The 26,082-nt window shown below is 69.0% G+C and carries 28 protein-coding genes and 1 tRNA gene; 24 read left to right on the top strand and 5 right to left on the bottom strand.

Annotated features, from left to right (window positions below):
- The 8 genes from polA to moeB form a co-directional block, all read left to right on the top strand.
- On the top strand, positions 1-1,718 hold a 1,718-nt coding region (gene polA, locus E4O86_RS15685), incomplete at its 5' end, for a DNA polymerase I (RefSeq protein ID WP_161141499.1).
- A 181-nt stretch (positions 1,719-1,899) separates the two neighbouring features.
- A complete protein-coding gene (hisF, locus tag E4O86_RS15680) occupies positions 1,900-2,679 on the top strand; it encodes an imidazole glycerol phosphate synthase subunit HisF (protein ID WP_161141498.1) in 780 nt (259 codons plus the stop codon).
- A 23-nt stretch (positions 2,680-2,702) separates the two neighbouring features.
- Positions 2,703-3,029, top strand: a complete 327-nt coding sequence (locus E4O86_RS15675) for a phosphoribosyl-ATP diphosphatase (RefSeq protein ID WP_161141497.1) — start codon at positions 2,703-2,705, stop codon at positions 3,027-3,029.
- A complete protein-coding gene (coaA, locus tag E4O86_RS15670) occupies positions 3,029-3,982 on the top strand; it encodes a type I pantothenate kinase (RefSeq protein ID WP_161141496.1) in 954 nt (317 codons plus the stop codon). The genes E4O86_RS15675 and coaA overlap by 1 nt, the downstream gene beginning before the upstream one ends.
- 2 nt (positions 3,983-3,984) lie before the next feature.
- Complete coding sequence (gene pyrF, locus E4O86_RS15665) at positions 3,985-4,710, top strand: orotidine-5'-phosphate decarboxylase (RefSeq protein WP_161141495.1); 726 nt, start codon at positions 3,985-3,987, stop codon at positions 4,708-4,710.
- Positions 4,711-4,712: 2 nt separating this feature from the next.
- On the top strand, positions 4,713-5,006 hold the full coding sequence (locus E4O86_RS15660; protein ID WP_161141494.1) for a DUF1330 domain-containing protein: 294 nt from the start codon (positions 4,713-4,715) through the stop codon (positions 5,004-5,006).
- Between the two features lie 33 nt (positions 5,007-5,039).
- On the top strand, positions 5,040-5,333 hold the full coding sequence (locus tag E4O86_RS15655; RefSeq protein WP_161141493.1) for a DUF1330 domain-containing protein: 294 nt from the start codon (positions 5,040-5,042) through the stop codon (positions 5,331-5,333).
- Positions 5,323-6,084, top strand: a complete 762-nt coding sequence (moeB, locus tag E4O86_RS15650) for a molybdopterin-synthase adenylyltransferase MoeB (RefSeq protein ID WP_161141492.1) — start codon at positions 5,323-5,325, stop codon at positions 6,082-6,084. Before E4O86_RS15655 ends, moeB begins: the two co-directional genes overlap by 11 nt.
- Here the strand turns inward: moeB and E4O86_RS15645 are convergent.
- A complete protein-coding gene (locus E4O86_RS15645) occupies positions 6,081-7,085 on the bottom strand; it encodes a 2-hydroxyacid dehydrogenase (protein ID WP_161141491.1) in 1,005 nt (334 codons plus the stop codon). The genes moeB and E4O86_RS15645 overlap by 4 nt on opposite strands.
- 158 nt (positions 7,086-7,243) lie before the next feature.
- On the opposite strand from E4O86_RS15645, the gene E4O86_RS15640 reads away from it, so the two are divergent.
- Positions 7,244-7,789 (top strand): SH3 domain-containing protein, encoded by a 546-nt coding sequence (locus E4O86_RS15640; protein ID WP_161141490.1) that lies wholly within the window; start codon positions 7,244-7,246, stop codon positions 7,787-7,789.
- Positions 7,790-7,793: 4 nt separating this feature from the next.
- Here the strand turns inward: E4O86_RS15640 and irrA are convergent, their stop codons facing one another.
- Positions 7,794-8,186: an iron response transcriptional regulator IrrA gene (gene irrA / locus E4O86_RS15635; protein ID WP_161141489.1), complete on the bottom strand. Its 393-nt coding sequence runs from the start codon at positions 8,184-8,186 to the stop codon at positions 7,794-7,796.
- 220 nt (positions 8,187-8,406) lie between these two features.
- Between irrA and fabA the strand changes: the two genes are divergently transcribed.
- The 6 genes from fabA (at position 8,407) to E4O86_RS15605 (ending at position 15,516) form a co-directional block, all read left to right on the top strand.
- Positions 8,407-8,922, top strand: coding sequence for a 3-hydroxyacyl-[acyl-carrier-protein] dehydratase FabA (gene fabA / locus E4O86_RS15630; RefSeq protein ID WP_161141488.1), 516 nt, complete (start codon positions 8,407-8,409; stop codon positions 8,920-8,922).
- 65 nt (positions 8,923-8,987) lie between these two features.
- On the top strand, positions 8,988-10,214 hold the full coding sequence (fabB, locus tag E4O86_RS15625; protein WP_161141487.1) for a beta-ketoacyl-ACP synthase I: 1,227 nt from the start codon (positions 8,988-8,990) through the stop codon (positions 10,212-10,214).
- A gap of 10 nt (positions 10,215-10,224) precedes the next feature.
- Entirely contained in the window at positions 10,225-11,052 is an 828-nt protein-coding gene (gene fabI, locus E4O86_RS15620; protein ID WP_161141486.1) for an enoyl-ACP reductase FabI, read from the top strand.
- 84 nt (positions 11,053-11,136) lie between these two features.
- Positions 11,137-12,600: a putative bifunctional diguanylate cyclase/phosphodiesterase gene (locus E4O86_RS15615; protein ID WP_161141485.1), complete on the top strand. Its 1,464-nt coding sequence runs from the start codon at positions 11,137-11,139 to the stop codon at positions 12,598-12,600.
- A gap of 128 nt (positions 12,601-12,728) precedes the next feature.
- A complete protein-coding gene (locus tag E4O86_RS15610) occupies positions 12,729-14,675 on the top strand; it encodes an EAL domain-containing protein (RefSeq protein ID WP_161141484.1) in 1,947 nt (648 codons plus the stop codon).
- A gap of 106 nt (positions 14,676-14,781) precedes the next feature.
- Entirely contained in the window at positions 14,782-15,516 is a 735-nt protein-coding gene (locus tag E4O86_RS15605) for an isochorismatase family protein (RefSeq protein ID WP_161141483.1), read from the top strand.
- Here the strand turns inward: E4O86_RS15605 and E4O86_RS15600 are convergent.
- Complete coding sequence (locus E4O86_RS15600; protein WP_161141482.1) at positions 15,462-17,177, bottom strand: GMC family oxidoreductase; 1,716 nt, start codon at positions 17,175-17,177, stop codon at positions 15,462-15,464. The two genes, E4O86_RS15605 and E4O86_RS15600, sit on opposite strands and share 55 nt — an antisense overlap.
- Before the next feature lie 257 nt (positions 17,178-17,434).
- Between E4O86_RS15600 and dctP the strand changes: the two genes are divergently transcribed.
- The 9 genes from dctP (at position 17,435) to E4O86_RS15555 (ending at position 25,564) form a co-directional block, all read left to right on the top strand.
- Positions 17,435-18,424, top strand: coding sequence for a TRAP transporter substrate-binding protein DctP (dctP, locus tag E4O86_RS15595; RefSeq protein WP_161141481.1), 990 nt, complete (start codon positions 17,435-17,437; stop codon positions 18,422-18,424).
- An 11-nt stretch (positions 18,425-18,435) separates the two neighbouring features.
- Positions 18,436-18,954 carry a TRAP transporter small permease subunit gene (locus tag E4O86_RS15590; RefSeq protein WP_161141480.1) on the top strand — a complete coding sequence of 173 codons (519 nt, stop codon included), beginning with the start codon at positions 18,436-18,438 and terminating at the stop codon, positions 18,952-18,954.
- Positions 18,951-20,267, top strand: coding sequence for a TRAP transporter large permease subunit (locus tag E4O86_RS15585; RefSeq protein WP_161141479.1), 1,317 nt, complete (start codon positions 18,951-18,953; stop codon positions 20,265-20,267). Before E4O86_RS15590 ends, E4O86_RS15585 begins: the two co-directional genes overlap by 4 nt.
- Before the next feature lie 39 nt (positions 20,268-20,306).
- On the top strand, positions 20,307-21,962 hold the full coding sequence (locus tag E4O86_RS15580) for a biotin carboxyl carrier protein (RefSeq protein ID WP_161141478.1): 1,656 nt from the start codon (positions 20,307-20,309) through the stop codon (positions 21,960-21,962).
- Positions 21,963-22,052: 90 nt separating this feature from the next.
- A complete protein-coding gene (locus E4O86_RS15575; protein ID WP_161141477.1) occupies positions 22,053-22,811 on the top strand; it encodes an SDR family NAD(P)-dependent oxidoreductase in 759 nt (252 codons plus the stop codon).
- A 58-nt stretch (positions 22,812-22,869) separates the two neighbouring features.
- Positions 22,870-23,673 (top strand): citryl-CoA lyase, encoded by an 804-nt coding sequence (locus E4O86_RS15570; RefSeq protein ID WP_161141476.1) that lies wholly within the window; start codon positions 22,870-22,872, stop codon positions 23,671-23,673.
- A 13-nt stretch (positions 23,674-23,686) separates the two neighbouring features.
- The gene (locus tag E4O86_RS15565; protein ID WP_161141475.1) at positions 23,687-24,829 is read left to right on the top strand and encodes a CaiB/BaiF CoA transferase family protein; all 1,143 of its coding nucleotides are present in this window, start codon (positions 23,687-23,689) and stop codon (positions 24,827-24,829) included.
- A 234-nt stretch (positions 24,830-25,063) separates the two neighbouring features.
- Positions 25,064-25,312, top strand: coding sequence for a DUF2188 domain-containing protein (locus tag E4O86_RS15560; RefSeq protein WP_161141474.1), 249 nt, complete (start codon positions 25,064-25,066; stop codon positions 25,310-25,312).
- A 3-nt stretch (positions 25,313-25,315) separates the two neighbouring features.
- Positions 25,316-25,564: a hypothetical protein gene (locus E4O86_RS15555; RefSeq protein ID WP_161141473.1), complete on the top strand. Its 249-nt coding sequence runs from the start codon at positions 25,316-25,318 to the stop codon at positions 25,562-25,564.
- Positions 25,565-25,759: 195 nt separating this feature from the next.
- Here E4O86_RS15555 and E4O86_RS15550 read toward each other — a convergent pair.
- A tRNA-Thr gene (locus E4O86_RS15550) sits at positions 25,760-25,835 on the bottom strand.
- Positions 25,836-25,911: 76 nt separating this feature from the next.
- Entirely contained in the window at positions 25,912-26,034 is a 123-nt protein-coding gene (locus E4O86_RS23830) for a hypothetical protein (RefSeq protein WP_281351623.1), read from the bottom strand.
- Positions 26,035-26,082 lie beyond the last annotated feature (48 nt).

Below are 26,082 nucleotides of genomic sequence, written 5' to 3'. Positions count from 1 at the left end.
CATCGGGCGGGCGCGGCAAGGCCGCGGGAGACGGCGCCGGCGCGGCGGTCGCGCTCGCGGAGGGCGAGGCGGACGGGGCGGCGGCCGAGCCGGCGGACTACACCCAGATCCCCGAGGCGGAGGCGCTCGCCGCGCTGAAGCCGCTGCTGGAGGATCCGGCGGTCCTCAAGATCGGCCAGAACATGAAGTTCGACTGGCTCGTCTTCAAGGAACGCGGGATCGAGGTCGCGCCCTTCGACGACACGATGCTCGTCTCCTACGCCCTCGATTCCGGGCGGCGGCCCGGCCACGGCATGGACGGGCTCTGCAAGGAGCTGCTGGAGCACGATCCGATCACCTACAAGTCGGTTGCCGGCAGCGGCAAGGCCGGGATCACCTTCGACCGCGTGGCGATCGACCGCGCGACCTGCTATGCCGCCGAGGATGCCGACGTCACGCTGCGGCTCTGGCGGGTGCTGAAGCCGAGGCTGCCGGCCGAGGGCGTCACGCGCGTCTACGAGCGGCTGGAACGGCCGATGGTGCCCGTGCTCGCGCGCATGGAGCGGCGCGGCATCAAGGTCGACCGCCAGATCCTCTCCCGCCTGTCCGGCACCTTCGCGCAGAAGGCGGCGGCGGTCGAGGCGGAGATTCACGAGCTCGCCGGCGAGACCTTCAACATCGGCTCGACCAAGCAGCTCTCGGACATCCTGTTCGGCAGGATGGGCCTGCCGGGCGGCCGCAAGACCAAGACCGGCGCCTGGTCGACGGACGTCAAGGTGCTCGACGACCTCGCCGCCGAGGGCATCCCGATCGCCAAGAAGATCGTGGAATGGCGCCAGCTCACCAAGCTCAAGTCGACCTACACCGACACGCTGCCCCAGCACATGGACGCGGCCGGCCGCATCCATACGAGCTTCTCGCTCGCCTCCACCACGACGGGGCGCCTCTCCTCCTCGGAGCCGAACCTCCAGAACATCCCGATCCGCACCGAGGAAGGCCGCGCGATCCGCACCGCCTTCATCGCCGAGGACGGCTGGAAGCTCGTCTCGGCGGATTACAGCCAGATCGAGCTCCGTGTCCTCGCCCATATCGCCGACATCCCGCAGCTCCGCCGCGCCTTCGCCGACGGGCTGGACATCCACGCCATGACGGCCTCGGAGATGTTCGGCGTGCCGATCGAGGGCATGGACCCGATGGTCCGCCGGCGGGCGAAGGCGATCAATTTCGGCATCATCTACGGCATCTCGGCCTTCGGCCTCGCCCAGCAGCTCGGCATCGGCCGCACCGAGGCGGGGGATTACATCAAGCGCTATTTCGAGCGGTTCCCCGGCATCCGCGACTACATGGAGGAGACCAAGCGCGTCTGCCGCGAGCGGCTCTATGTCGAGACGCTGTTCGGCCGGCGGGCCCATTATCCCGACATCCGGGCCTCGCAGCCGTCGCTGCGCGCGTTCCAGGAGCGCGCCGCGATCAACGCGCCGATCCAGGGCTCGGCCGCCGACATCATCCGCCGCGCCATGATCCGCATGGAGGATGCGCTCGAGGTGGCGGGCCTCCGCGCCCGCATGCTGCTCCAGGTCCACGACGAACTGATCTTCGAGGTGCCGGACGAGGAGGTCGAGGCGACGCTTCCGGTCGTCACGAAGGTCATGGAGCACGCCCCGGAGCCTGCCGTGAAGCTCGCCGTGCCGCTCAAGGTGGACGCCCGCGCGGCGCGGAACTGGGACGAGGCGCACTGAGCACGGGCCGTCCGGCCGCATTCGGAAGCGGCTTCCGCGGGCATCCGCGCCGCCCGCATCCGGCCAGCCCCGCGCGGGCGGAGCGCGAGGCGAATGCGCGGCCGCTGCATGTGCATGTCACATTTCGGTTTGGCCGGCGCCGCCGGTCGCGCTATGGAGCGCGGAAACGCTATCTCCCGCCATGCTCAAAGCTCGCGTCATACCCTGCCTCGACGTCAAGGACGGCCGCGTCGTCAAGGGCGTCAACTTCGTCGACCTGGTCGATGCCGGCGATCCCGTCGAGGCCGCGAAGGCCTACGACGCCGCGGGGGCGGACGAGCTCTGCTTCCTCGACATCACGGCGAGCCACGAGGAGCGCGCCACGCTCTTCGACGTGGTGGCGCGGACCGCCGAGCAGTGCTTCGTGCCGCTCACGGTCGGCGGCGGGGTCAGGACGGTCGACGACATCCGCAGGCTCCTCCTCGCCGGGGCGGACAAGGTCTCGATCAACACGGCCGCGGTCGCCGACCGCTCCTTCGTCGCCCGCGGCGCCGAGAAGTTCGGCGACCAGTGCATCGTCGTCGCGATCGACGCCAAGCGCGTCTCGGGCGAGGGCGAGCCGGCGCGCTGGGAGATCTTCACCCATGGCGGGCGGCGCCCCACCGGCATCGATGCGGTCGGCTACGCCCGCGAGGTGGTGGCGCTCGGGGCGGGCGAGATCCTGCTCACCTCGATGGACCGCGACGGCACCAGGGCCGGCTTCGACATCGCGCTGACCCGGGCGGTCGCCGACGCGGTGCACGTGCCGGTGATCGCCTCGGGCGGCGCCGGAAGCCTCGACGACTTCGTCGCAGGCGTGCGCGACGGCCATGCCGCCGCGGTGCTCGCCGCCTCGCTCTTCCATTTCGGCACCTGCACGATCGCCGACGTGAAGGAGCGGATGCGGGCCGCCGGGCTACCAGTGCGGCGGGTTAGGGCGTAAGAAGTCCCCGGAAAGGCGGCTGGATGGCAGCGTTCACGATCGAGGACCTGGCGGAGATCGTCGCGCGCCGCGCGGCGTCCGGCGACCCGCAGTCCTACACGGCAAGCCTGGCGCGCCGCGGCGTGCAGCAATGCGCCAAGAAGCTCGGCGAGGAGGGGGTCGAGACCGCGCTCGCGGCCGTTTCCGGCGAGAAGGGCCATCTCGTCTCCGAATCCGCCGATCTCCTCTACCATCTCCTGGTGCTTCTCCACGTGGCGGGCGTGCCGCTCGCAGACGTCACGGAGGAGCTCGGACGGCGCACCGCCCAGACCGGCCTTCAGGAGAAGGCGTCCCGGAGGTCCGAAGCGTAATGGACCAGCTCGCCCGCTCCAACCTCTCCCCCTACCGGGTCTTCCGGGTGGAGGACTGGGCGAAGCTCCGCGCCGACACGCCGATGACCCTCTCGGAGGAGGAGGTCGCGAGCCTCAAGTCGCTCAACGACCCGATCTCGCTCGAGGAGGTCGAGGAGGTCTACCTCCCGATCTCGCGGCTCCTCGCCTTCTATGTCGAGGCGACGCAGGGGCTCTTCGACGCCACCCAGCGCTTCCTCGGCATCCGCGACGGCAAGACCCCCTTCATCATCGGCATCGCCGGCTCCGTCGCGGTGGGCAAGTCGACCACGGCACGCATCCTCCGCGAGCTCTTGAAGCGCTGGCCGTCGCGGCCGCGCGTGGAGCTGGTGACGACCGACGGCTTCCTCTACCCGAACGCCGTGCTCGAGGCCGAGGGCCTGATGGAGCGCAAGGGCTTTCCCGAAAGCTACGACGTCTCCGCGCTGCTCGCCTTCCTCGCCGCCATCAAGGCCGGCACGCCGCGCGTCTCGGCGCCGGTCTACTCCCATCTCGTCTACGACATCGTGCCCGGCGCGATGATCACCATCGAGAAGCCGGACATCCTGATCCTCGAGGGCCTCAACGTGCTCCAGACGAGCGATCCGCCGCCCGACGGGAAGGCCGTTCCGTTCGTCTCCGACTTCTTCGACTTCTCGATCTATATCGACGCCGACGAACGGGCGATCGAGCGCTGGTACATGGAACGCTTCATGCGGCTCCGCGAAACCCGCTTCCGCGACCCGCGCTCCTACTTCCACCGCTATGCCAGCCTCGGCGAGGAGGAGGTGACAAGCGTCGCGCAGGGGCTGTGGGAACGCATCAACCTGGTGAACCTGCGCGAGAACATCCTGCCGACGCGGCCGCGCGCCGAGCTGATCCTTCGCAAGAACGACGACCACTTCATCGTCGAAGTGGCGCTCCGGAAGATCTGAAGATGGGGGAACGCTTCCGCCCGAGGACGCCACGGGACCGCCTCATCGTCGCGCTCGATGTCCCGACCTCCGGCGGTGCCGCGGACCTCGTCCGCGTCCTCGGCGAGGAGGTCGGCTTCTACAAGATCGGCATGCAGCTCGCCTTTGCGGGCGGGCTGGCGCTCGTCCCGGACCTGGTGAAAGCGGGCAAGCGCGTCTTTCTCGACATGAAGCTGCTCGACATCGACAACACGGTGGCGAGCGGCGTTAAGAGCATCGCCGGGCTGGGCGTGACGCTCACCACGATCCACGCCTACCCGCAGGCGATGCGCGCGGCCGTCTCCGCCCGGCCGGCGGACGGTTCGCTCGGCCTGCTCGCGGTCACGGTGCTGACCTCGTTCGACGATGCCGATCTCGCGGCGGCCGGCTATGCCGCGGGGGCGGCCGAACTGGTGCTCCGGCGCGCAAAGGACGCCCGCGCCGCGGGCATGGACGGAATCGTCTGTTCCGCCCGGGAGGCGGCGAAGGTGCGGGCGGCCGTGGGTCCCGACATGCTCCTGGTCACCCCCGGCATCCGCCCGGCCGGCGCGGCCGCGGACGACCAGAAGCGCGTCATGACGGCCGCGCAGGCAATCGGGGCCGGCGCGGACTGCCTTGTCGTCGGCCGGCCGATCGTGGCGGCCGGCGATCCGCTCGCCGCCGCCCGTGCCATGCTCGACGAGATCGCGGCGGCAGAAACCTGGAGGTGAGAATGGCGAAGGGATACTGGATCGCGCGCGTGGACGTTCGCGATCCCGAAGCCTACAAGGCCTATGTCGAGGGCGCCGCGGAAGCGTTCGCCCGGCACGGCGGGAAGTTCCTGGCGCGCGGCGGCCGCTGCCGCGCCATGGAGGGGCAGGGCCGGGCCCGCAACGTCGTCATCGAGTTCCCGAGCTACGATGCGGCCGTCGCCTGCTACGAGGACGCGGTCTACCAGCGGGCGCGGAGCTTCCGCCTTCCGGCGAGCGAAGGCGAGATCGTCATCGTGGAAGGCGGCGGGCCCTGACGGTCCGCGCCGCCTGAAGCGGGGAGACCGGGAATGGCGAAAGGTTATTGGATCGCCCGGGTCGATGTTCACGATCCGGAGGCCTACAAGGCCTATATGGCCGCCAACGGCGAGCCGATCGCCCGGTTCGGCGGCCGCTTCATCATCCGCGGCGGCCGGCACGAGGTGGCCGAAGGCGCCGCCCGCGCCCGCAACGTCGTGGTCGAGTTCCCGAGCTACCAGGCCGCCGTCGCATGCTTCCACGATTCGGGCTACCAGGACGCGCGTGCCCTGCGCATCCCGGTGAGCGAGGCGGACCTCATCATCATCGAGGGCCATGACGGATAACGCCGGCGGACCGGGCGCGCTCTCCGCGGAGGAGATTGCCCGCTACGCGCGCCATATCGTCCTGCCGGAGGTCGGCGGCGCCGGGCAACAGGCGTTCCGGCGCGCCCGCGTCCTGATCGTCGGCGCCGGCGGGCTCGGGGCCCCCGTCGCGCTCTATCTCGCCGCGGCCGGGATCGGCACGATCGGCCTCGTCGACGACGACCTTGTCTCGCTCTCCAACCTGCAGCGGCAGATCATCCACGCGACCGCATCGATCGGGGTGCCGAAGGTCGAGAGCGCCGCCGCCGCGCTCCATGCCCTCAACCCGCATGTCGCGGTCGAGACGCATCCCGTTCGCCTCGATGCGGCGAACGCGGACGCGATCCTCGGCCGCTACGATTTCGTCGCCGACGGCTCGGACAATTTCGAGACGCGGTTCCTCGTGGCGGATCGCTGCGCCGCGCTCGAAAGGCCGCTCGTCACGGCCGCCGTCGGCCGCTTCGACGGCTCGGTCACGACGCTCCTGCCTTTCCGCGGCGACAATCCCTCCTATCGCGACCTCTTTCCGGAGCCGCCGCCGCCGGGGCTCGTGCCGAGCTGCGCCGAGGCGGGAATCCTCGGCGCCCTCACCGGCGTGCTCGGCTCGATCCAGGCGATGGAGGTGCTGAAGCTCGTCGCCGGCATCGGCGATCCGCTCGTCGGCCGGCTCCTCCTCTACGACGCGCTCGCGCAGCGCTTCGAGGAGATCCGCTACCGGCGCAGGAGCCGCTAGGCGCGGACCTGCGACGGCAGCACCCGGTCGGGCGGCCGGTGTCCGTCCATCAGGGTGCGGATGTTGATGATCACCTTCTCGCCCATCTCGATGCGGCCGTCGATCGTGGCCGAGCCCATGTGCGGCAGCAGGATCACCTTGCCGTGGCGGGCGAGCTTCAGGAGGCGCGGGTTGACGGCGGGCTCGTGCTCGAAGACGTCGAGGCCCGCGCCCGCGATCCCGTTCTCCTCCAGGATCTCGATGAGGGCCGCCTCGTCCACCACCTCGCCGCGCGCCGTGTTCACCAGGATCGCGTCGGGCCGCAGCAGCTTCAGCCGGCGCCGCGACAAGAGGTGATAGGTCGCCGGCGTGTGCGGGCAGTTAACGGAGACGAAGTCCATGCGGGCGAGCATCTGGTCGAGGCTGTCCCAGTAGGTGGCCTCGAGCTCCTCCTCGGTGGCGGCGTCGACCGGGCGTCGGTTGTGATAGTGGATCGAAAGGCCGAAGGCGCGGGCGCGGCGCGCGACGGCCGTGCCGATCCGCCCCATGCCCACGATGCCGAGCCGCTTGCCCCAGATGCGGCGCCCGAGCATCCAGGTCGGCGACCAGCCCTTCCATTCCCGGCCCTCCACCAGGATGCGCGCCCCTTCCACGAGCCGGCGCGGCACCGCGAGGATGAGCGCCATCGTCATGTCGGCCGTGTCCTCGGTGAGGACGCGGGGCGTGTTGGTGACGGTGACGCCGCGGGCGGCCGCCGCATCGATGTCGATATTGTCGACCCCCGTCCCGAAATGAGCGATGAGCCTGAGCCGTTCGCCGGCCTGGGCGAGCATCGAGGCGTCGATGCGGTCCGTGACGGTCGGGACGAGCACGTCGGCGCTCCGCATCGCCTCCACCAGCTCCGCCTGGCTGAGCGGATGGTCGTCGATGTTGAGGCGGGTCTGGAAGAGCTCGCGCATGCGCGTTTCGACCGGCTCGGGCAGCCTGCGCGTCACGATGACGAGCGGCTTCGTCCTAGTCATTGACGGCATACCTCCCGCGCGTCCCCCCATCCTGCCGGATGTCTATCAAACGGCATGCCAAACGCAAGGAAAGGCCCGCGCCGAGGCGCCCGCCGGGCCCTTGCGGGGACCGAACCGGCCGGTCGCAAGGCGGAACAAATCCGACTAATCTCCGCTCGATGATTCGGCGTTCAGCTCTCACCCTCGCCGCGCTTGCCGCCCTCCTCGCGCCGTCGCTCCCGAGCGCGCCGCGGCTCGTCGCATCGCCCGCCTTCGCGCAGACGACGAAAGGGCCCAGCGGGCTGCCGCTGCCGCGATTCGTCAGCCTCAAATCGAGCCGGATCAACGTGCGCAGGGGCCCGGGCCAGGAATACGACATCGCGTTCATCTTCGTCCGCGCCGGGCTGCCGGTGGAGATCATCCAGGAATACGACAACTGGCGGAAGGTGCGCGACTCGGCGGGCGACGAGGGCTGGATCTGGCACAGCCTGCTGTCCGGCCGGCGCACCGCGATGGTGGCGCCGTGGGAGAAGGAGGGCCAGTTCGCGCTCCGCGCCGCGCCGGATCCGGGCGCGGCCGTCGTCGCCTATCTCGAGCCCGGCGTCATGGCCGACGTCGAATCGTGCAACGGCTCGTGGTGCCGGCTGACCGGAGAGAACTATGCCGGCTGGATCGAGCAGGACCGCCTCTGGGGCGTCTACCCGGCCGAAATCGTAAAGGGTTGAGCGCTCAGTCCGAGAGCGGCTTCACGCGAACGACCACCTCGACCGCGGTGATCTCCATGCCGCTGGGCGGCTCCGGCAGGCGCCTGATGTCGATCTCGCCGCCGAAATCGATCAGCCGGTTCTCGCCTTCCACGAAGAAATGGTGATGTTCGCCGACATTGGTATCGAAATAGGTGCGGCTGGCATCGATCGTCACCTGGCGGAGCAGGCCCGCCTCGGTGAACTGGTGCAGCGTGTTGTAGATCGTCGCGAGCGATACGCGCACGCCCCGCGCCTCGGCCTCCGCGTGCAGTTCCTCGGCGGAAACATGGCGATGTCCCCGGGCGAACAGAAGCTGCCCGAGCGCGACGCGCTGCCGTGTCGGGCGGAGCCCCGCCACGCGAAGACGCTCCGGCATGGCCTCGCCCTCCTCGGTGCTCGCGGATGAAACAAGATGCGCCATGCGGTGTGCGATCACTCGGAACGGAAAATCGTCCCCTTATATGCGAAATGGATGACGGTCGACAACCGCGGCTCTTCCGCGCCCCGCGCGGCGTTTCGCCCTGCAGGGGCATGTGTTAGGAACTGCCGTCGAAAGCCGCCGTTTGCGCGCGAGAGAGGGAGAGCCGGAACAAGCCATGACGGATCGCCAAACACGTTTCGAATACGAGGATCTGCTGGCTTGCGGACGTGGTGAGCTGTTCGGTGTGGGCAACGCGCAGCTACCGCTACCGCCCATGCTGATGTTCGACAGGATCTCGGAGATCGCTGAATCCGGGGGCGAGTACGGCAAGGGGCTGGTGCGCGCGGAAATGGCGGTGCGGCCGGACCAGTGGTTCTTCGCCTGCCATTTCAAGGGCGATCCCGTGATGCCGGGCTGCCTGGGCCTCGATGCGCTCTGGCAGATGCTCGGCTTCTTCCTGGGCTGGCTCGGCGGCGCCGGGCGGGGCAGGGCGCTCTCCGTCGGCGAGGTGAAGTTCTCCGGCATGGTGCTGCCGTCGGTCAAGCTCGTCGAATACGGCGTCGACCTCAAGCGTGTCGTCCGCTCCAAGCTCACGCTCGGCATCGCAGACGGGTGGCTCAAGGCGGATGGCACCACCATCTACAGCGCCAAGGACCTTCGCGTCGGTCTGTTCAAGACCGAGACCGGTTGACGTCGACCGCAGCGAAACGCCATTGCGTCCGGCGGGTCCGCCACACAGCGCGTAAGGAGAGCGCCATGAGACGGGTGGTCGTCACCGGCATGGGGATCGTATCCTCGATCGGGAACAACACGCAGGAAGTGCTTGCGAGTTTGCGCGAGGCCCGCTCGGGCATCTCCTTCGCGCAATCCTATGCCGACCACGGCTTCCGGTGTCGGGTGCATGGCGCGCCCAGTCCCGACCCCGCCGAATCGCTCGACCGCAGGGTGACGCGCTTCATGGGCCGGGGCGCGCAATGGAACTATATCGCCATGCAGCAGGCGATCACCGATGCCGGGCTGGAGAAGGGCGACGTCTCCAACGAGCGCACCGGAATCATCATGGGATCGGGCGGCCCCTCCACCCGCGCGATCGTGGAGGCCGCGGACGTGACGCGCGAAAAGGGCGGGCCGAAGCGGATCGGTCCCTTCGCCGTCCCGAAGGCGATGTCGTCGACGAATTCGGCGACGCTCGCCACGCCGTTCGAGATCAAGGGGGTGAACTACTCGATCTCGTCGGCCTGCGCGACCTCCAACCACTGCATCGGGAACGCCTACGAGATCATCCAGCTCGGCAAGCAGGACATCATCTTCGCCGGCGGCGGCGAGGAGCTGGAATGGACGCTCTCCAACCTTTTCGACGCGATGGGCGCGATGTCGTCCCGCTTCAACGATACGCCCGCCAAGGCCTCGCGCGCCTATGACGCCGCGCGCGACGGCTTCGTCATCGCGGGCGGTGCCGGCGTGGTGGTGCTCGAGGAACTCGAGCACGCCCGGGCGCGCGGCGCGAAGATCTACGGCGAGATTGTCGGCTACGGCGCCACCTCGGACGGCTACGACATGGTCCAGCCTTCCGGGGAGGGCGCGCTGCGCTGCATGAAGATGGCGCTTTCGACCGTCCGCGAGCGCATCGACTACATCAACCCGCATGCCACCTCGACCCCGATCGGCGACCTCAAGGAGATGGACGCCATCCGGGCCGTGTTCGGCTCCGGCGACGACTGCCCGCCGATCGCGGCCACCAAGTCGCTCACCGGCCACTCGCTCGGCGCGACCGGCGTGCAGGAGGCGATCTACTCGCTCCTCATGATGAAGAACGGCTTCATCTGCGAGAGCGCCAATATCGAGGAGCTCGATCCCCAGTTCGAGGACATGCCGATCGTGCGCCGCCGGCGCGACGATCTCGAGATCAATTGCGTGCTCTCGAACTCGTTCGGATTCGGCGGCACCAACGCCACGCTGGTGTTCCAGCGCTACGACGGCTGAAAGGCGGCAGATGACGGGACTCCTCGAGGGCAAGCGCGGGCTCGTGATGGGCGTGGCGAACGATCATTCAATCGCCTGGGGCATCGCCAAGACCGCCGCCGCCGAGGGTGCCGAGATCGCCTTCACGCATCAGGGCGAGGCCTTCGGCCGGCGGGTCGCCCCGCTCGCCGCCTCGATCGGATCGGACTTCCTGCTTCCCTGCGACGTCGAGGACCGCGCCTCCCTCGATGCCGTGTTCGGCGCGATCGCGGAGCGATGGGGCACGCTCGATTTCCTCGTCCACGCCATCGCCTATTCCAACAAGGCGGAGCTGAAGGGCCGCTACGCCGACACCTCGCGCGAGAACTTCGCGCGGACGATGCTGATCTCCTGCTACTCCTTCACCGAGGTCGCCCGGCTCGCGGCCCCGCTGATGCCGGCGGGCGGATCGATGCTCACCCTGACCTATGCCGGCTCGGTCCGCGTCATGCCGAACTACAACGTCATGGGCGTGGCGAAGGCGGCGCTCGAGGCCTCCGTCCGGTACCTCGCGGTCGATTACGGCGAGGCCGGCATCCGCGTGAACGCGATCTCGGCCGGCCCGGTGCGGACGCTGGCCGGCGCGGGCATCTCCGACGCCCGGCTGATGTTCAACTACCAGCGGCGGAATTCACCGCTGCGGCGGTCGGTCACCATCGAGGATGTCGGCGGCGCCGCCGCCTACCTGATGAGCGATCTCTCGCGCGCGGTGACCGGCGAGATCCATTACGTCGATGCCGGCTACAACATCGTCTCGATGCCCCGGCTCGATACGCTCAAGGTCCAGGACGAGAAGCTCGGCAGCGAGGCGGCCGAGTAGACGGCGGGCGTAACTCGCCGCCAGCTAAGACAAATTTTACTGCGCTCGGCGATCTTGGACCGAACTCGTCCGGACAGGGTCGCCATGACACCGAAGTCGCGCTCGCTTGCCATCGCCGTGCTCGCCGGGATCGCGCTCCTGCTGGCGCACCGTTCGGGCAACACCCCCCTGTTCTGGCTGACCGTGGCGATCGCCGCGATCGGGGCGATCGCCGTCCTGGTGCGCGCCTCCGGCAAGACCGTCGTGACGATGATGGGGCCGAAATCGTCCGACGCCCTCACGGGCGCGCTCGACCGGCAGGGCTTTCTCGACGTCCTGAAGGCCGCCGTCGCGCGCGCCGGGGCGGCGGAGGGACAGGTCGGCCTGATGCTGGTCGACCTCCACCGCTTCCACGAGATCAACGACACCTGGGGACACGGCACCGGCGATGCCGTCCTCAGGGAGGCCGCGGCGCGCATGGGCAAGGCCGCCGGACCGGGCACGGAGGTCGGCCGCATCTCCGGCGACGAATTCGGCGTGATCCTCTGCGGCGACGTGAACGCCCGCTCCCTCAGGGATGCGGCGGGGCGCGTCGTCGACGCGCTGGCGGAGCCGTTCCAGGTCGGCGAGGTGTCGATCCGGACGGGTGCTTCGGCCGGCCTGGCGCTCTATCCGGTCAACGCGGAGGATTCCGAGTTCCTCTTTCGCGGCGCCGACCTCGCGCTCCATCGCGCGAAGCAGGAAGGCCGCCGCGGCATCCGGGTGTTCGACACCGAGCTCCAGTCCGAGGTGCGCCGCGGCGCAGCACTCGAGCAGGAGCTCAGGGAGGCACTGCGGAAGGACGAGTTCGTCGTCTTCTATCAGCCGCAGATGGACCTCGCGTCCGGCAAGATCCGGGGCTACGAGGCGCTCGTGCGGTGGGAGCGGCCGGACGCCGGAATCGTGCAGCCGATGGAGTTCATTCCCGTCGCCGAGAGCACCGGGCTCATCCACGAAGTCGGCGAGCGCGTGCTGCAGCGCGCCTGCCAGGATGCCGCGACCTGGCTCGACGGCGGCACCGTCGCCGTCAACCTGTCGCCGGCTCAGATCAGGGCCGAGGGCGTGGTCGAGCGCATCGCGCGCATTCTCGGCGAAACCGGCCTGCCGCCGGAGCGGCTGGAGATCGAGGTGCCGGAGAGCGTGCTGCTGGGCCAGGCCCCGGATGCGCTCGCAAATCTTGACGCGCTCAAGGCGCTCGGCGTGCGCATCGCGATGGACGATTTCGGCACCGGCTATTCGAGCCTCGCCTACCTGACGCGCTTTCCCTTCGACAAGATCAAGATCGACCGGAGCTTCGTCGCCCAGCTCTCCGAGGATGCCGGCGTGGCGACGATCATCGCCTCCATCATCGGCCTCGGACGCAGCCTCAGCGTCGACATCACGGCCGAGGGCGTCGAGACCCAGGAGCAGATGACGATGCTGCGGGCGGCCGGCTGCCGGACGGTCCAAGGCTTCCTGTTCGGCGCGCCGAGCCGCGAGATCAAGGAGCCGGTCGCCGGTTCGGAAGAGCCCGTGATCCAGGAAGGCTGATCACGTCTCCTTAACCGCGTTCCAAGTTCTTCCAGAGCATAAGATTCGTTTCAAGCAAGTCTAAGTTCCTTGCTGCTAAAGGATACTGGCCGGCAAAACGGTTGTCGGCCGGGACGAGGGGCACGGGCGTGAAACGAGCAATTGTCGGGCGTGCGCTGTTCTTCATGGGGGTAGGCGGGGCATCGGTCCTGATCGTGGTCGCGATCTCCGCCATCGGCTTCAGCTTCCTGGAACGTCTGCTCGCCAAGGATGCACTGCGTACCGCCGAACTCTGGCGCCAGAGCATCGAGGCACGCCTCGACGGCGCCGCGCCCGACCCGGCATCGGTCGCGGACCTCTTCGCGGACCTGCCGCAGGCCGCAAATGTCGATGCCGCGCTCCTGCTTTCGCCGGGCGGAAGCGTCGTCCCCCTGGGCGACACCTCCGCGCGCGCCGGCGAGGACCTTCGCGCTGCGCTCGGAACGCAGGCGGACGCCGCCGGCCTGCCGCCGGAGGCGCAGGAGGAGCGGGCCTATTCGGACAGCAGCATCGGCTGGCTCGACGGATTCCCGTACCGGAGCTGGGTCGTGCTGCCGGCCTCCTCCGGCGGCACGCGGGTCGCGCTGCGCTTCGACCAGCGCGGCGAGGCCATGGCGCTCCGCCAGGCGTTCATGCGCGAGCTTCTCTACAGCGGCAGCGTCGCCGCCATCACCTTCTTCTCGTTCATGGCGGGCTTCACCTATCGGGCGCGCCAGCTGGTGCAGGAGAACGAGGCGATCCGCTTCCTCGCGCTTCACGACGAGCTGACCGGCCTCGCCAACCGCAAGCGCTTCGAGGAGTTCCTGACCGAGGCGATGCCGCGCGACCAGGCCGCCGGGCGCAAGACGGCGCTCTTCATGATCGACCTCGACGGCTTCAAGAACATCAACGACACGCTCGGCCACCAGGTCGGCGACAGCGTGCTGCAGGCGGCCGCCAAGCGGCTGAAGGGCTCGGTGCGCGGCGACGACCTCGTCGTGCGGATCTCCGGAGACGAGTTCGCCCTCGTCGTTCCCGGCATCTCGCAGTCGAGCCTGCTCGCGGTGATCGCGGAGCGCGTCCTCGCGCTTCTCTGCGCGCCATTCCGGGTCGACGGGCAGGAGGTGCTGATCGGCTGCTCGATCGGGGTGGCCGTCGCGCCCGAGAACGGCACCGATATCGAGACGCTGAGCCGGAACGCCGATTTCGCGCTCTACCGCGCGAAGAGCGACGGGAAACGGACCTGGCGCTTCTTCGACCCGAAGATGGCCGAGGATCTCGCCGCGCGCAGGATGCTCGAGAGGGGGCTGCGCGAGGCGCTCGTCCAGGGCAGCTTCGATCTCGTCTACCAGCCGCAGGTCGAGCTCGCCACCGGCGCGGTGACCGGCTACGAGGCGATGATCCGCTGGCGCCTGCCGGACGGCCGGCTCGTCCCGGCTGCGGAATTCGTGCCGATCGCGGAGGAGACCGGCCTCGTCATCCCGATCGGCGAATGGGTGATCCGCCAGGCGGCGGAGGATTGCGGCCGCATGCCGCTCGGCCGGCGCATCTCCCTCAACCTCTCGGCCGCGCAACTGAAGCGCGAGGGAATCGACGCCTTCATCCGCGACACCTTCCAGGAGGCGGGCTTCGATCCGGCGCGGATCGAGATCGAGGTCAACGAAGGCATACTCGGGCGCAACGAGGCGATCGCCTTCGACCGGCTGCGCCGGATGCGCGGCTACGGCATGAAGGTGGTGATGGAATCCTTCGGCGTCGGCACGCTGAGCCTCGGGCTGCTGTCGCGCTACCCGTTCGACAAGGTGAAGCTCGACAAGATGTTCCTGTCGAACGTACGCGAAGACCGCCAGAGCGATGCCGTGCTCGGCGCCATCTGCAGCCTCTGCCGGTCGCTCGGCATGGAGGTCGCGGGCTCGGGCGTGGAGACCAAGGAGCAGGTCGGCATTCTGCGCGCCGCCGGCTGTTCGGAAGCCCAGGGCTACTATTTCGCCCGCCCGATGAGCCTCGACGAGCTGGTGGAGGCGGAGGAGGCGGAGATCGAGGCCGACGCGCAGCGGCACGGCCGCGCGATCGCCTGAGACGCCCCGCCCGCCCGCGCCGACGCGCCGAAGCCGAAGAGGCGGATCGCGCGGCGCCTGTAAGCTGTGCTAGGTGCCCGGCTGTCCGACGGAATCGGAGGCAGGAATGGCGCGCATCTGGGACAGCTTTCTGACGGAGCGGGACAAGGCGGTGATCGCGGCCGCGGGCTATGGCGCCCGCAACGGCTTCGGGCAGCGTCCGGCCCTGCTCGTGATCGACGTGACCTACGGCTTCACCGGAGACCGGCCCGAGCCCATCCTCGAATCCATCAGGCGCTTCAGCAATTCCTCCGGGGCGGAGAGCTGGGATGCGATCGGCGTCATCGGCCGCCTCGCCGAGGCATGCCGCGCGAAGCGCATCCCCGTGATCTATTCGGCCGGGGAGGTGCGGCCCGACAATTGGGACGCCTGCAGCTGGTCGTGGAAGAACCGGCGGAGCGAGGAGGCCGTCGCGCCGGCGCCGCAGGCCTTCGGCCACAACGACATCGTCGCCGAGATCGCGCCGGCCGAGCAGGACATCGTGATCCGGAAGCAGAAGCCGAGCGCGTTCTTCGGGACGCAGCTTGCGAGCTATCTCGTCTATCTCGGCTGCGACAGCGTCATCGTGACGGGGACCACGACGAGCGGCTGCGTGCGGGCGACCGTGGTCGACGCGTTCAGCTTCAACTTCCGCTCCATCGTGGTCGAGGACGGCTGCTTCGACCGCAGCCAGGCAAGCCACGCCGTGAGCCTCTTCGATCTCGACGCGAAATATGCCGACGTGCTCGGCTCCCAGGAGGTGCTCGACTATGTCGGCACGCTCTCCGATTCGCTCTTCCCGAACCTGCCGTCAGCGCGCTGAGCTGCGGCCGGCGGCGCCGTGCCCGGGCCGCCCGCGGCCGAGGCGGACGCCCGACCTCTGATGTAGTCAGCCGCCTTCTCGGCCAGCATGATCACCGGCCCGTTGATGTTGCCGCCGACGAGATCGGGCATCGCCGAGGCGTCGACGACCCTCAGGCCGCGCACGCCGCGGACCCGGAACTCCGGATCGAGCACCGCGTCCGGGTCGCCGTCCGCGCCCATCCGGCACGTGCCGAGCGGGTGGTGGGCAGTGGCGGCGTGGTGCCGGATGTGGTCCGCGAGCCCGGTCTCGGTCCAGCCTTCGGGGCCCGGCGCGATCTCGCGCGCGATGAAGGGGCGCATCGCGGCCTGGTTCGCCACCTCGCGGACGAGGTGGAGCGCCTCGCGGATGATGGCGCGATCCGCGGTCGCGGCGAGCAGGTTCTGGTGGATGCGGACCGGATCCGCGGGATCGGACGAACGGAGCGCGATCCGGCCCCGGCTTTCCGGCCGCAGCAGAACCGCGCGGATCGCGAAGCCGTCCCGGAACGGCGCGCGCAGGCCGGGGAACCACGGGCCGGCGGTCATCGGCACGGCCCGGAAGATGAGCTGGATGTTCGGCAGGCCCCTTGCCGAAGGCGTGCGAAGGAAGGCCGTCCAGCCGGAGGGCAGATTGGTCGCGAAGCCGCGGCCGAGAAGATAGCCCTCGGCGAGGCTCGTCGCGAGCCGGTCCGCGCGCATGTGCTCGACGAAGGGGCCGGCGCCGTTCCGCTCGAACTCGAGCGCGACCGTGAGGTGGTCCTGGTGGTTCCGCCCGACCCCCGGCAGGGCGACCCGCGTCCGGATCCCCGCCCGCCCGAGCGCCTCGGGATCGCCGATCCCGGAGAGCATGAGGATCTGCGGCGTGTTGATCGTCCCGCCGCAGAGGACGGTCTCGCTCGCCGCGGAGACGTCCCGCTCCTCTCCCCGCCAGGCGTAGCGGACGGCGGCGAGCCGGTCGCCGTCCAGCGCGAGGCCGGTGACGAAGGCGCCGGTGCGGACCGTCAGGTTCTTCCGTGCGAGGGCGGGACGGAGATAGGCGTCGGCCGCGCTCCACCGCCGGCCGGACCGGATCGTCTGCTGCAGGACGGCGAAGCCTTCCTGCTCCTCGCCGTTATAGTCCGCCGTGAAGGGGAAGCCCGCGCCGCGCCCCGCCTCGATGCCGGCATCGGCGAGCGGGTCGCGGTAGGTCGACCGGGTCGTGAAGAGCGGACCGGAGCCGCCGCGATAGCGCGTCTCCCCCTCCTCCCAGGTCTCCTGCCGCTTGAAGTAGAGCAGCACGCGCTCATAGCCGAGATCCGGCAGTCCGTAGCCCGCCCAGCGGTCGTAGTCGCCGCGATTGCCGCGGACATAGGCCATGGCGTTGATCGAGGACGAGCCGCCGATCACCTTGCCGCGGGTGCATTCCATGGTGCGGCCGCCGAGCTGCTCGTCCGGCTCCGTGTCGTATGCCCAGTCGTGGAGGCGCCGCTGCATGATGCGGCCCCAGCCGATCGGGATGCGGATCCAGGGATCGCGGTCCCACCCGCCGGCTTCGAGCAGCAGCACCGAGCAGGCCGGGTCTTCCGTCAGCCGGTTGGCCAGAACGCACCCGGCCGAGCCGGCGCCGACCACGACATAGTCGAACCTCTCGACAGGGCTCATCGGCGATCCTCTCCGGCGCGCATCCTAGCTAGCTGGGCCGGGCGCCGCGGCCGGTCGCGGCATCCTCCGGAGACCGCGAACCAATTTGTGCACAATCTCCGCGACAATGGAAAGCGGGGAATTACCGGTACATTTCAGCAGCATATGCGCTAATTTTCGGCATGGCAGGCGGATGTGTACGAAAAAATTGACGACGTTCCAAAACACGGGATAGCCTCCGTGGAAGGTCGCCACGCGGCCGGTTGAAGGAGGGAATGATGAGATTGATCCGGTCGCTTGCCCTGGCGGTCTCCGCGGCGCTCTTCGCGCTGCCCGCATCCGCCCCTGCATCCGCCAAGGAATATCGGCTTCTGTCGAGCTGGGACCAGAACTACGCCTACAATCCCTACATTCTCGACCCGTTCGTCGAGGCCGTGAAGAAGGCGACGGACGGCCGGGTCTCGATCTCGATCAGCGGTCCGGAGGCGGTGCCGCCCTTCGAGCAGGTCGAGCCGGTCGGGGCCGGCGTGTTCGATTTCCTCTTCACGCACGGCGCCTACCATTTCGGCACCAGCCCGATCATGACGGTCGCCGACGCGCTCGAGGGCGACCTCGCCAAGGTGCGCGAATCCGGCCTGTTCGACGTCCTCGACAAGCACTACCAGCAGTTCGGCCTGAAGCTCGTGGTCCTGCCGGTGACCCCGGAGGGAGCCTATCACATCATCCTGCGCCAGCCGGTCTCGCCGGAGGGCGACCTCAGGGGCCGCAAGATCCGCGGCAGCCTCACCTACAAGGGCGTCATCGAGATGCTGGGCGGCGTGCTCGTCGTGCTGCCGCCGAGCGAGATCTATACCGGCCTCGAGAAGGGCCTCGTGGACGGCGCCGCCTGGCCCATCATCGGCGCGCTCGACTACAACTGGTACGAGGTCGCCAAGTACCTCCTCCGCCCCGCCTTCGGCGTCAATTACGAGCCGATCTTCATGAACCTCAACGCCTGGAACGCGCTCGACAAGGCGGACCAGGACGCGATCACGAAGGTCGGCCACGACATCGAGGATTCCTGGTACGCGGAATCGCCCGCGGTCTGGAAGAAGGAAGAGGATGCGCTGCTCGCCAAGGGCATGACCATCACCGAGATGGGCGATGCGCAGAAGGCGAAGCTCCGCGAGGCCTGGTCGACCAGCCTGTGGGCGATGGCGGCCGAGAAGAACCCGACGGCCACCAAGGAGCTGCTCGAGTTCGCGCGCAGCAAGGGCATGGCGCAGTGACAGGCGCTGCGGTGCGGCCGACCCTCCCCGGCCGCGCCGCGGCCCTGCATGACGGGCTGACGCGGCTCGGCTTCGTCCTCTCCGGCGTCTGCCTTCTCGTGATCGTGGTGTCCTACTGCTACGAGGTGGTGGCCCGCTACTTCCTGGCCTCGCCCACGACTTGGGCGTCCTCGCTCGTCTCCTACATGCTCTGCTACATGGTCTTCCTCGCCATGCCCGAGCTCTCGCGCCAGCGGGTCCACATCTTCATCAGCATCTTCCTCGACACGCTGAAGATCCGCGACGCCACGCTCATCCAGCGCGGCACCTATGTCGTCGCCGCCGTGGCCTGCCTGCTCGGTGCCGCGTTCTGCATGAAGGCCACCTACGCCCAGTTCACGACCGGGATCGAGACGGTGAACGAGTGGCGCATCCAGAAATGGATGCTGTCGATCGCCATCCCCTACGGGCTGTTCTCGGCGGGCATCCACTACATCCGCCATTTCGCGCGGGGCGAGCCGTACCAGACCGCGGAGATCGTGCAGTCGTGACTTGGTGGGTCATGCTCTCGGGAGGGCTCGCTCTGCTGCTCTCCCTGATGGTGGTCGGCGTCCCGATCTTCGTCGCCTTCCTCATCCTCAACGTGGCGGGCGTGCTGGTGCTGATCGGGCCGGCCGGGTTCGGCATGTTCGCCAACAGCATCTTCACCACGACGACGCTCGCCGAGCTTGCCGCGATCCCGCTCTTCATCCTGATGGGCGAGCTGCTCTTCCGCTCCGGCACGATGAACGTCCTGCTCGATTCGCTCGACCGGCTGGTCGGCGGCATACGCGGCCGGCAATACGTGCTCTGCATCCTGCTCTCGGCCATATGCGGCGCGCTCGCGGGCGCGGCCATGGCGGTCGCGGGCCTGCTCGGGCGCTCGCTGTTCCCGACCATGCAGGCGCGCGGCTACGACCGCAATCTCGCCGCCGGCACCATTCTCGGCGGCGCCAGCCTCGATCCGATCATCCCGCCGAGCGTGCTCGCCATCATCATCGCCTCGCTCGCCAAGATCTCGACCGGCAAGCTGCTGATCGCCGGCATCGTGCCGGGCCTGCTCCTGATGGTGCTCTTCCTCGCCTACGTGCTCATCCGCGTCCGGCTCAACCCCGCGCTCGCGCCGGACGTGGCGGGCGAGCTGCGCGATCCGGCGACGCGCGGCAGCGCCTTCATGGCGGTGCTGCGCATGATGCCGGTCTCGCTCATCTTCTTCCTGGTGGTCGGCCTCATCATGCTCGGCATCGCCACCCCGACGGAGGCGGCCGCGACGGGCGTCGCCGGGGCCGCGTTGCTCGCCCTCTGCTATGGCGGCCTGAACGTGCGGATGGTGAAGGAATCCGTCGTCTCCGGCATCACGGTCGCCGGCATCATGCTGGCGATCATGGCCTGCGCCACGATGTTCAGCCAGCTCATGATCATGACCGGCGCCATGCGCGCGCTCGGCGACTTCGTGATCCATCTCGACCTCTCCTACGCCGCCATGCTGTTCGTGCTCCTGGCGGTGCCCTTCGTCCTCTTCATGTTTCTGGATTCGGTGTCGGTGCTGATGGTGCTCACGCCGATCTACCAGCCGGTCGTGCAGCTCTATCACTACGACCCGATCTGGTTCTGGTCGCTCATCCTGATCGTCGCGACGGTCGGCGGCATCACGCCGCCCTTCGGCTACACGCTCTACGCCTTCAAGAGCGCGGTGCCGGAAATGCCGACGCGCGAGCTCTTCCGGGCGGCCTGGCCCTTCGCATGGATCATCGTGCTCGGGATGGTCATCATGTCGATCTTCCCGGGCATCATCACCTTCCTGCCGGAGCTCGCGCGCTCATGACGGCGGATCGCGCGGCGCCGGTCGGCGGAGTCTCCCGGCATGGATGACGTGAAGTTCGTCGACACGACCGTGCGCGACGGCCAGCAGAGCCTGTGGGCGACCGGCATGCGCACCGGCGAGATGCTGCCGGCGCTTCCCTACCTCGACCGCGCCGGCTTCGAGGCGATCGAGATCCACGCCAACAGCTTCGAGAAGAAGATGGTGCGCGAGCTGCTCGAGGATCCGTTCGAGCGGCTGCGCCTCGCCCGCCAGACCGTTCCGGCCACGCCGCTCCGCATCATCCGGGGACGCTATCTGAGCTCGTTCCAGATCGCGCCGCGGGCGGTCGAGGAGATGTGGTACGAGCGGATCGGCGCCTACGGGATCCAGGAGGTGCGGACCTCCGATTCCTCCAACAACCCGGCCGGCTGGCGCGACCATGTCGAGATGGCCCGGAAGGAGGGGATCAGGACCGTCCTCAACCTGATCTTCTCGATCTCGCCCCGCCACACCGACGACTATTACGCCCGCAAGGCGCGCGAGGCGGCGGCGCTGCGGCCCTACCGCATCTGCCTCAAGGATCCGGGGGCGCTGCTCACGCCCGACCGGCTGCAGACCCTCGTCCCCGCGATCCTGGCGAATGTCGGCGGCATCACCGTCGAGTTCCACACCCATTGCAACACCGGCCTCGGCGGGCTCTGCACGCTCGAGGCGATCCGGCTCGGCATCCGGACGGTGAACACCGCCGTGCCCCCGCTCGCTGAGGGCTCGTCGAACCCGTCGACCTTCGCCGTGGCGCGGAACGCCCGCGTCCTCGGCTACCGGACGGACCTCGACGAATCCGTGCTGCCGCCGGTCGAGGCGCATTTCCTCGCGGTCGCCGCGCGCGAGAAGCGGCCGGTCGGCGTGCCGCTTCCCTATGACGCCGCGCATTACATCCACCAGGTGCCGGGCGGGATGATCTCCAATCTCCGGTTCCAGCTCCAGATGGCCGGGATCGGCGACAGGCTCGGCGACGTGCTCGACGAGATCGGCCGCGTCCGCGCGGATTTCGGCTATCCGATCATGGTCACGCCCTACTCCCAGTTCATGGGCGCGCAGGCGGTGATGAACGTCCTTTCGGGCGAGCGCTACAAGACCGTCTCCGACGAGATCGTCCAGTACGCGCTCGGCTATTGGGGCGAGGACGAGGCGGAATCGATCGATCCGGACATCCGCGACCGGGTCCTGGCGCGCCCGCGCGCGGCCGAGCTTGCGAAGGCGCCGCCGGTCCAGGCCACCCGGGCCGAGCTCCGGCGCATCTATGGCGGACCGGGGCTCTCCGAGGAGGACCTGCTTCTCCGCTTCTTCACGGATGCCGATCAGGTTGCGACCATGCGCGCGGCGCAGCGCACGGGCCGCGGCATGCCCCGCGCGGCAGGCGGGATCGAGGGCCTGCTGGAGGCGCTCGCCGGACGCGGCATCCGCTATCTGGCGCTCGAGAAGGGCGATGCCTCGGTCCGGCTGCAGATCGGCGGCGAGCCGCCGGCGCGCCGCGCGGAGACGCGTGCCGCGCCGGCGCAGGGTCCGGCGAAGAGCCTTTCCGACGTGCTCGACGACGACGAGATCGAGAAGATCGCACGGCTGGTACAGGCGCTCGACGGGTCGAGCCTCGATTTCCTGACGCTCGAGGTCGGGGCGGTCAGCCTGACGCTCGGCAAAGGGGAGAGGTGCTGATGCGGTTCAGGCCGCGGCTCGCCGCCTGAACCGGAGGCCGGGCATGACCATCTTCCGCGCGCCGATGCGGCCGCAGACCGGAGGAACGGGATGAGCAGCCGCCAGGGCTCGCAGACAGTGCTCGTCACCGGGGCCGCGAGCGGCATCGGCAGGGCCTGCGTGCGCCACCTGCTCGCGACCGGGGAGAGGGTGCTCGCCATGGACCTGCGCCTGGCCGACCTCGAAGCCGCCTTTCCGGAGCGGCCTGAGATGCTGGCGCTCCGGGAGGGCGACGTCCGCTCGGCGGAGGATTGCGCGGCGGCCGTCGATGCCGCCGTCGCCGCCTTCGGCCGGCTCGACGCGCTCATGCACTGGGCCGGACGGCACTCCATCAAGCCGTGGGAGGATCTCACGGCCGCCGATCTCAACGCGATCCTGGAGGTGAACGTGACCGGCTCCTTCCTGATCGCGCAGGCCGCGGCCCGCCACATGCGGCGGAACCGCTCGGGCGCGATCGTGCTGACGGGCTCGACCGCGGTGATCCATGCGCCGATCGGCGGCGCGGCCGGCAATGGCGGGCCGGCCTATGTCGCCTCGAAGGCGGCGATCACGGGCCTCGTGCGCAGCCTCGCCCGCGCGCTCGGGCCCGACAACATCCGCGTCAATGCCGTCGCCCCGGGCGTGACGGAGACGCCGATGATCGGAAACTATTCCGCCGAGACGCGGGAGGCCCAGACGAGGCAGTCGCCGATGGGGCGGATCGGAACGGCGGAGGAGGTGGCGGAGGCCGGCTGCATGCTGATCTCGCAGGCCGCCCGCTACGTCTCGGGCGAAGTCCTCATCGTGAACGGCGCGACGAGCTTCGGATGAGCGGATGATCGGTGGGCGGCGCGATCCTGCCCGCCGCCGGAACGAGCAGGAGGAAGGCATGAACAGTCAGAACGGGGCGTTCACGGCGATTTCCACGTCGGACGCGCATTCGATCACCGTGCGCGGGATGGATCTCTGCTCCGAGCTGATCGGGAAGGTCGGCTTCACGGAATATTTCTTCCTGCTCCTGACCGGCGCCCGGCCGAGCGCCGACCAGCTCATGCTTCTCGACGCCCTCCTCGTCTCGATCGCCGAGCACGGCCTCGTCCCGAGCAACCAGGCGGCGCGCATGACGCTCGCCGCCGCGCCGGACGCCCTGCAGGGCGCGGTCGCGGCCGGCATTCTCGGCTGCGGTTCCGTCGTGCTCGGGAGTTCGGAGGCCTGCGGGCGGTTCCTCGCCGGCCTCGTCGCCCGGGCGGAGGCGGAGGGACGCCCGGCCCGGGAGGTCGCGCTGGAAGCCCTGCGCGAGCTCCGGGCGGCGAAGCGCCCGGTCCCGGGCTACGGGCACCCGCAGCATTCCGGCGGAGACCCGCGGGCCGAGCGCCTTCTCGCGCTCGCGCGCGAGCGCGGCGTCGCGGGCGCGCATGTCGCCATGCTCGAGGCGGTGGCCGGCCTCATTCCGGAGGTCTATGGGCGGAGCCTGCCGATCAACGTCTCCGGCGCCATCCCCGCGGTCGCGCTCGACATCGGCTTCCCGCTCGACGCCCTGAAGGGCATCCCCATCCTCGCCCGGACGGCGAGCCTCATCGCCCATCTCCACGAGGAAATGGCGCGGCCGATCGGCTTCAAGCTCTCCGGCCGCGCCGCCGAGGCGGTCAGCTATGACGGGCCGCCTTCGCCGCCCGCCGCGCAGTCGAACTGACCGGAGAGACGAGATGGGCGTGTTGGACGGCGTGCGCGTCATCGAGCAGGGCACCTTCATCACCGGGCCGGCGGCGGGCATGCTGCTCGCCGATCTCGGCGCCGACGTGATCAAGGTCGAGCAGCCGGGCACCGGCGATCCCTTCCGCGCCTTCAAGGGCGGCCTCTACAGTCCCCATTACCAGGCCTACAACCGGAACAAGCGCAGCATCGCGCTCGACATCCGCACCGATGCCGACCGCGCCGTCTTCGACGATCTGATCCGCGGCGCCGACGTCTACATCCAGAACTTCCGGCCGGGCGCCGCGGAGAAGATGGGCGCCGGCGAGGAGCGCCTGCGCGCGCTCAATCCGGGGCTCGTCTATTGCGCGATCAGCGGCTTCGGCGAATCCGGCCCCTCGAAGCTCCGGCCGAGCTACGACACCGTCGCGCAGGCCGCGAGCGGCTATCTCCACCTTCTCGTCAATCCGGAGAACCCGCGCGTGGTCGGTCCCGCGATCGCCGATGCGATGACCGGCTTCTACGCCGCCTACGGCATTCTCGGCGCTCTCTACGAGCGGAGCCGGACCGGCCGGGGCCGGAAGGTGCACGTCTCGATGCTGGAATCGATGTGCCATTTCAACATCGACGCCTTCACGCACTGGTTCTCGGCGGGCGTGGTGATGGGGCCCTACAGCCGGCCGAGCGCGTCGCAATCCTGCGTGCTCGCATGTTCCGACGGCCGCTGGATCGCGCTCCACATGTCCTCGCCGGAGAAGTTCTGGCAGGGCCTCGCCGAGGTCATCGAGCGGCCGACGCTCTTCGACGATCCGCGCTTCGCCGATCGCTTCGCCCGGATCGAGAACCACGAGGCGCTCATCGCCGAGCTCGCGGCGATCTTCCGGACGCGGCGGAGCGAGGAATGGTGCGCGCGGCTGGAGGCGAGGGACGTGCCGCACGCGCGCGTCTACAAGGCCGACGAGGCGCTCGAGGACCCGCAGGCGAAGCACCTTCAGATCGAGGTTGCGACCGAGCACCCGACGATGGGCCCGTTCCGCACCGTCCGCACGCCGGTCAGCTATGACGGCGCGCGCGCGCTCGCGGTCAAGGCGCCGCCGGTGCTCGACGAGCACCGCGAGGAGATCCTGCGCGAGCTCGGGCGGCGCGCGGCCGAGTAGACCAGCTATCCCGGCCCGAAGTTTCAAGCTTATGCCCGCCATGAGCGCGCATGGTACGACAGCCACGGCGCGGAGCAGACATACTGGTATCGAGTGCGGAAGGCTGTCAGGCGGCCGCTGGAGGGGCGCTGAGAACGTCCTTCGATGGTCCTCATCTGTCTATGGCACCAAGACTCCTATTCAGCGGCGAATCGAAGTATGTTCTTGATATGTTCAAATCTTGGAGATAACCCGATGAGCAAGGACCGAGACAGGACGATCTACCAGCGGGGCGACGGCAAGTGGGTGAATAAGCGCAACGATGCCGACCGTGCTTCCAGCCTCCACGACACTCAGGGTGACGCCGCACGTGCAGGAAGAGACATGCTCGGTCGGCAGGGTGGCGGAGAGCTCACCATTAAGGGCTTGGATGGCCGTTTCCGCAGCAAAGACACCGTCGCGCCGGGCAACGACCCCAATCCGCCGCGTGACAGGGAGCACTGATCTATGTCAGTCACTCGCAGCGATTTAACGCCGTGGATTTTGACAGCGCTGAACGACCTTGGCGGTGAAGCGAAGATAGTCACGATTGCCAAGCATATATGGGATAAACACGAGAATGACTTGCGATCAGCCGGCGACCTGTTTTACACATGGCAGTACGACATGCGTTGGGCGGCAATGAAGCTCAGGCAATCGGGTAAACTGGCCGCGTCGGACGATACCGAACGGGGCCGCTGGGCGATCAAGAAATAGAAGAAGTGCTTTTCCTTGGCTTGGAAGTGGTGCCGCTTGCGTGACTCGAACACGCGACATCCACACTCCGCATGTGGCGCTCTACGGCTAAGCTAATCCGGCCTGAAGGGACCCCATACTAGGTGGGGCGCGGCGGCCAGTCGCTCCGCGCGGGCATTTACGCGCATCGGGCGAAGGACGCTGACGGAGGAGGAATGGTGCCGCATGCCGGACTCGAACCAGCGACCCTCGCATTACGAATGCGATGCTCTACCGACTGAGCTAATGCGGCCTCGCGGGACCTCATACTAGGTGGGGCGCGGCGGGGCAAGTGCAACAGGCCGCGCCCGGGGCCGGGGGGCGCCGCCCTAGAACACGCGGAAGCGCTGGCGCGGCGCCTCCTCCTCGTCGTCCGTCACGCCGGGATCGTCCGGCGGGCGCGTGCCGAGCGCGGGTTCCTTGTCGGCGGCCGGCGCGCCGCCACCGTTCACCGCCGCCGGAACCGGCTCGGTCGCGGCAGGCGCGGCCCCGGCCCGTCA

Origin of the sequence: Propylenella binzhouense, from assembly GCF_009866965.1 — a bacterium.
GTDB lineage: Bacteria > Pseudomonadota > Alphaproteobacteria > Rhizobiales > Afifellaceae > Propylenella > Propylenella binzhouense.
The sequence above is the reverse complement of the archived record's forward strand: the minus strand, read 5'-3'. Positions and strand labels throughout refer to the sequence as shown.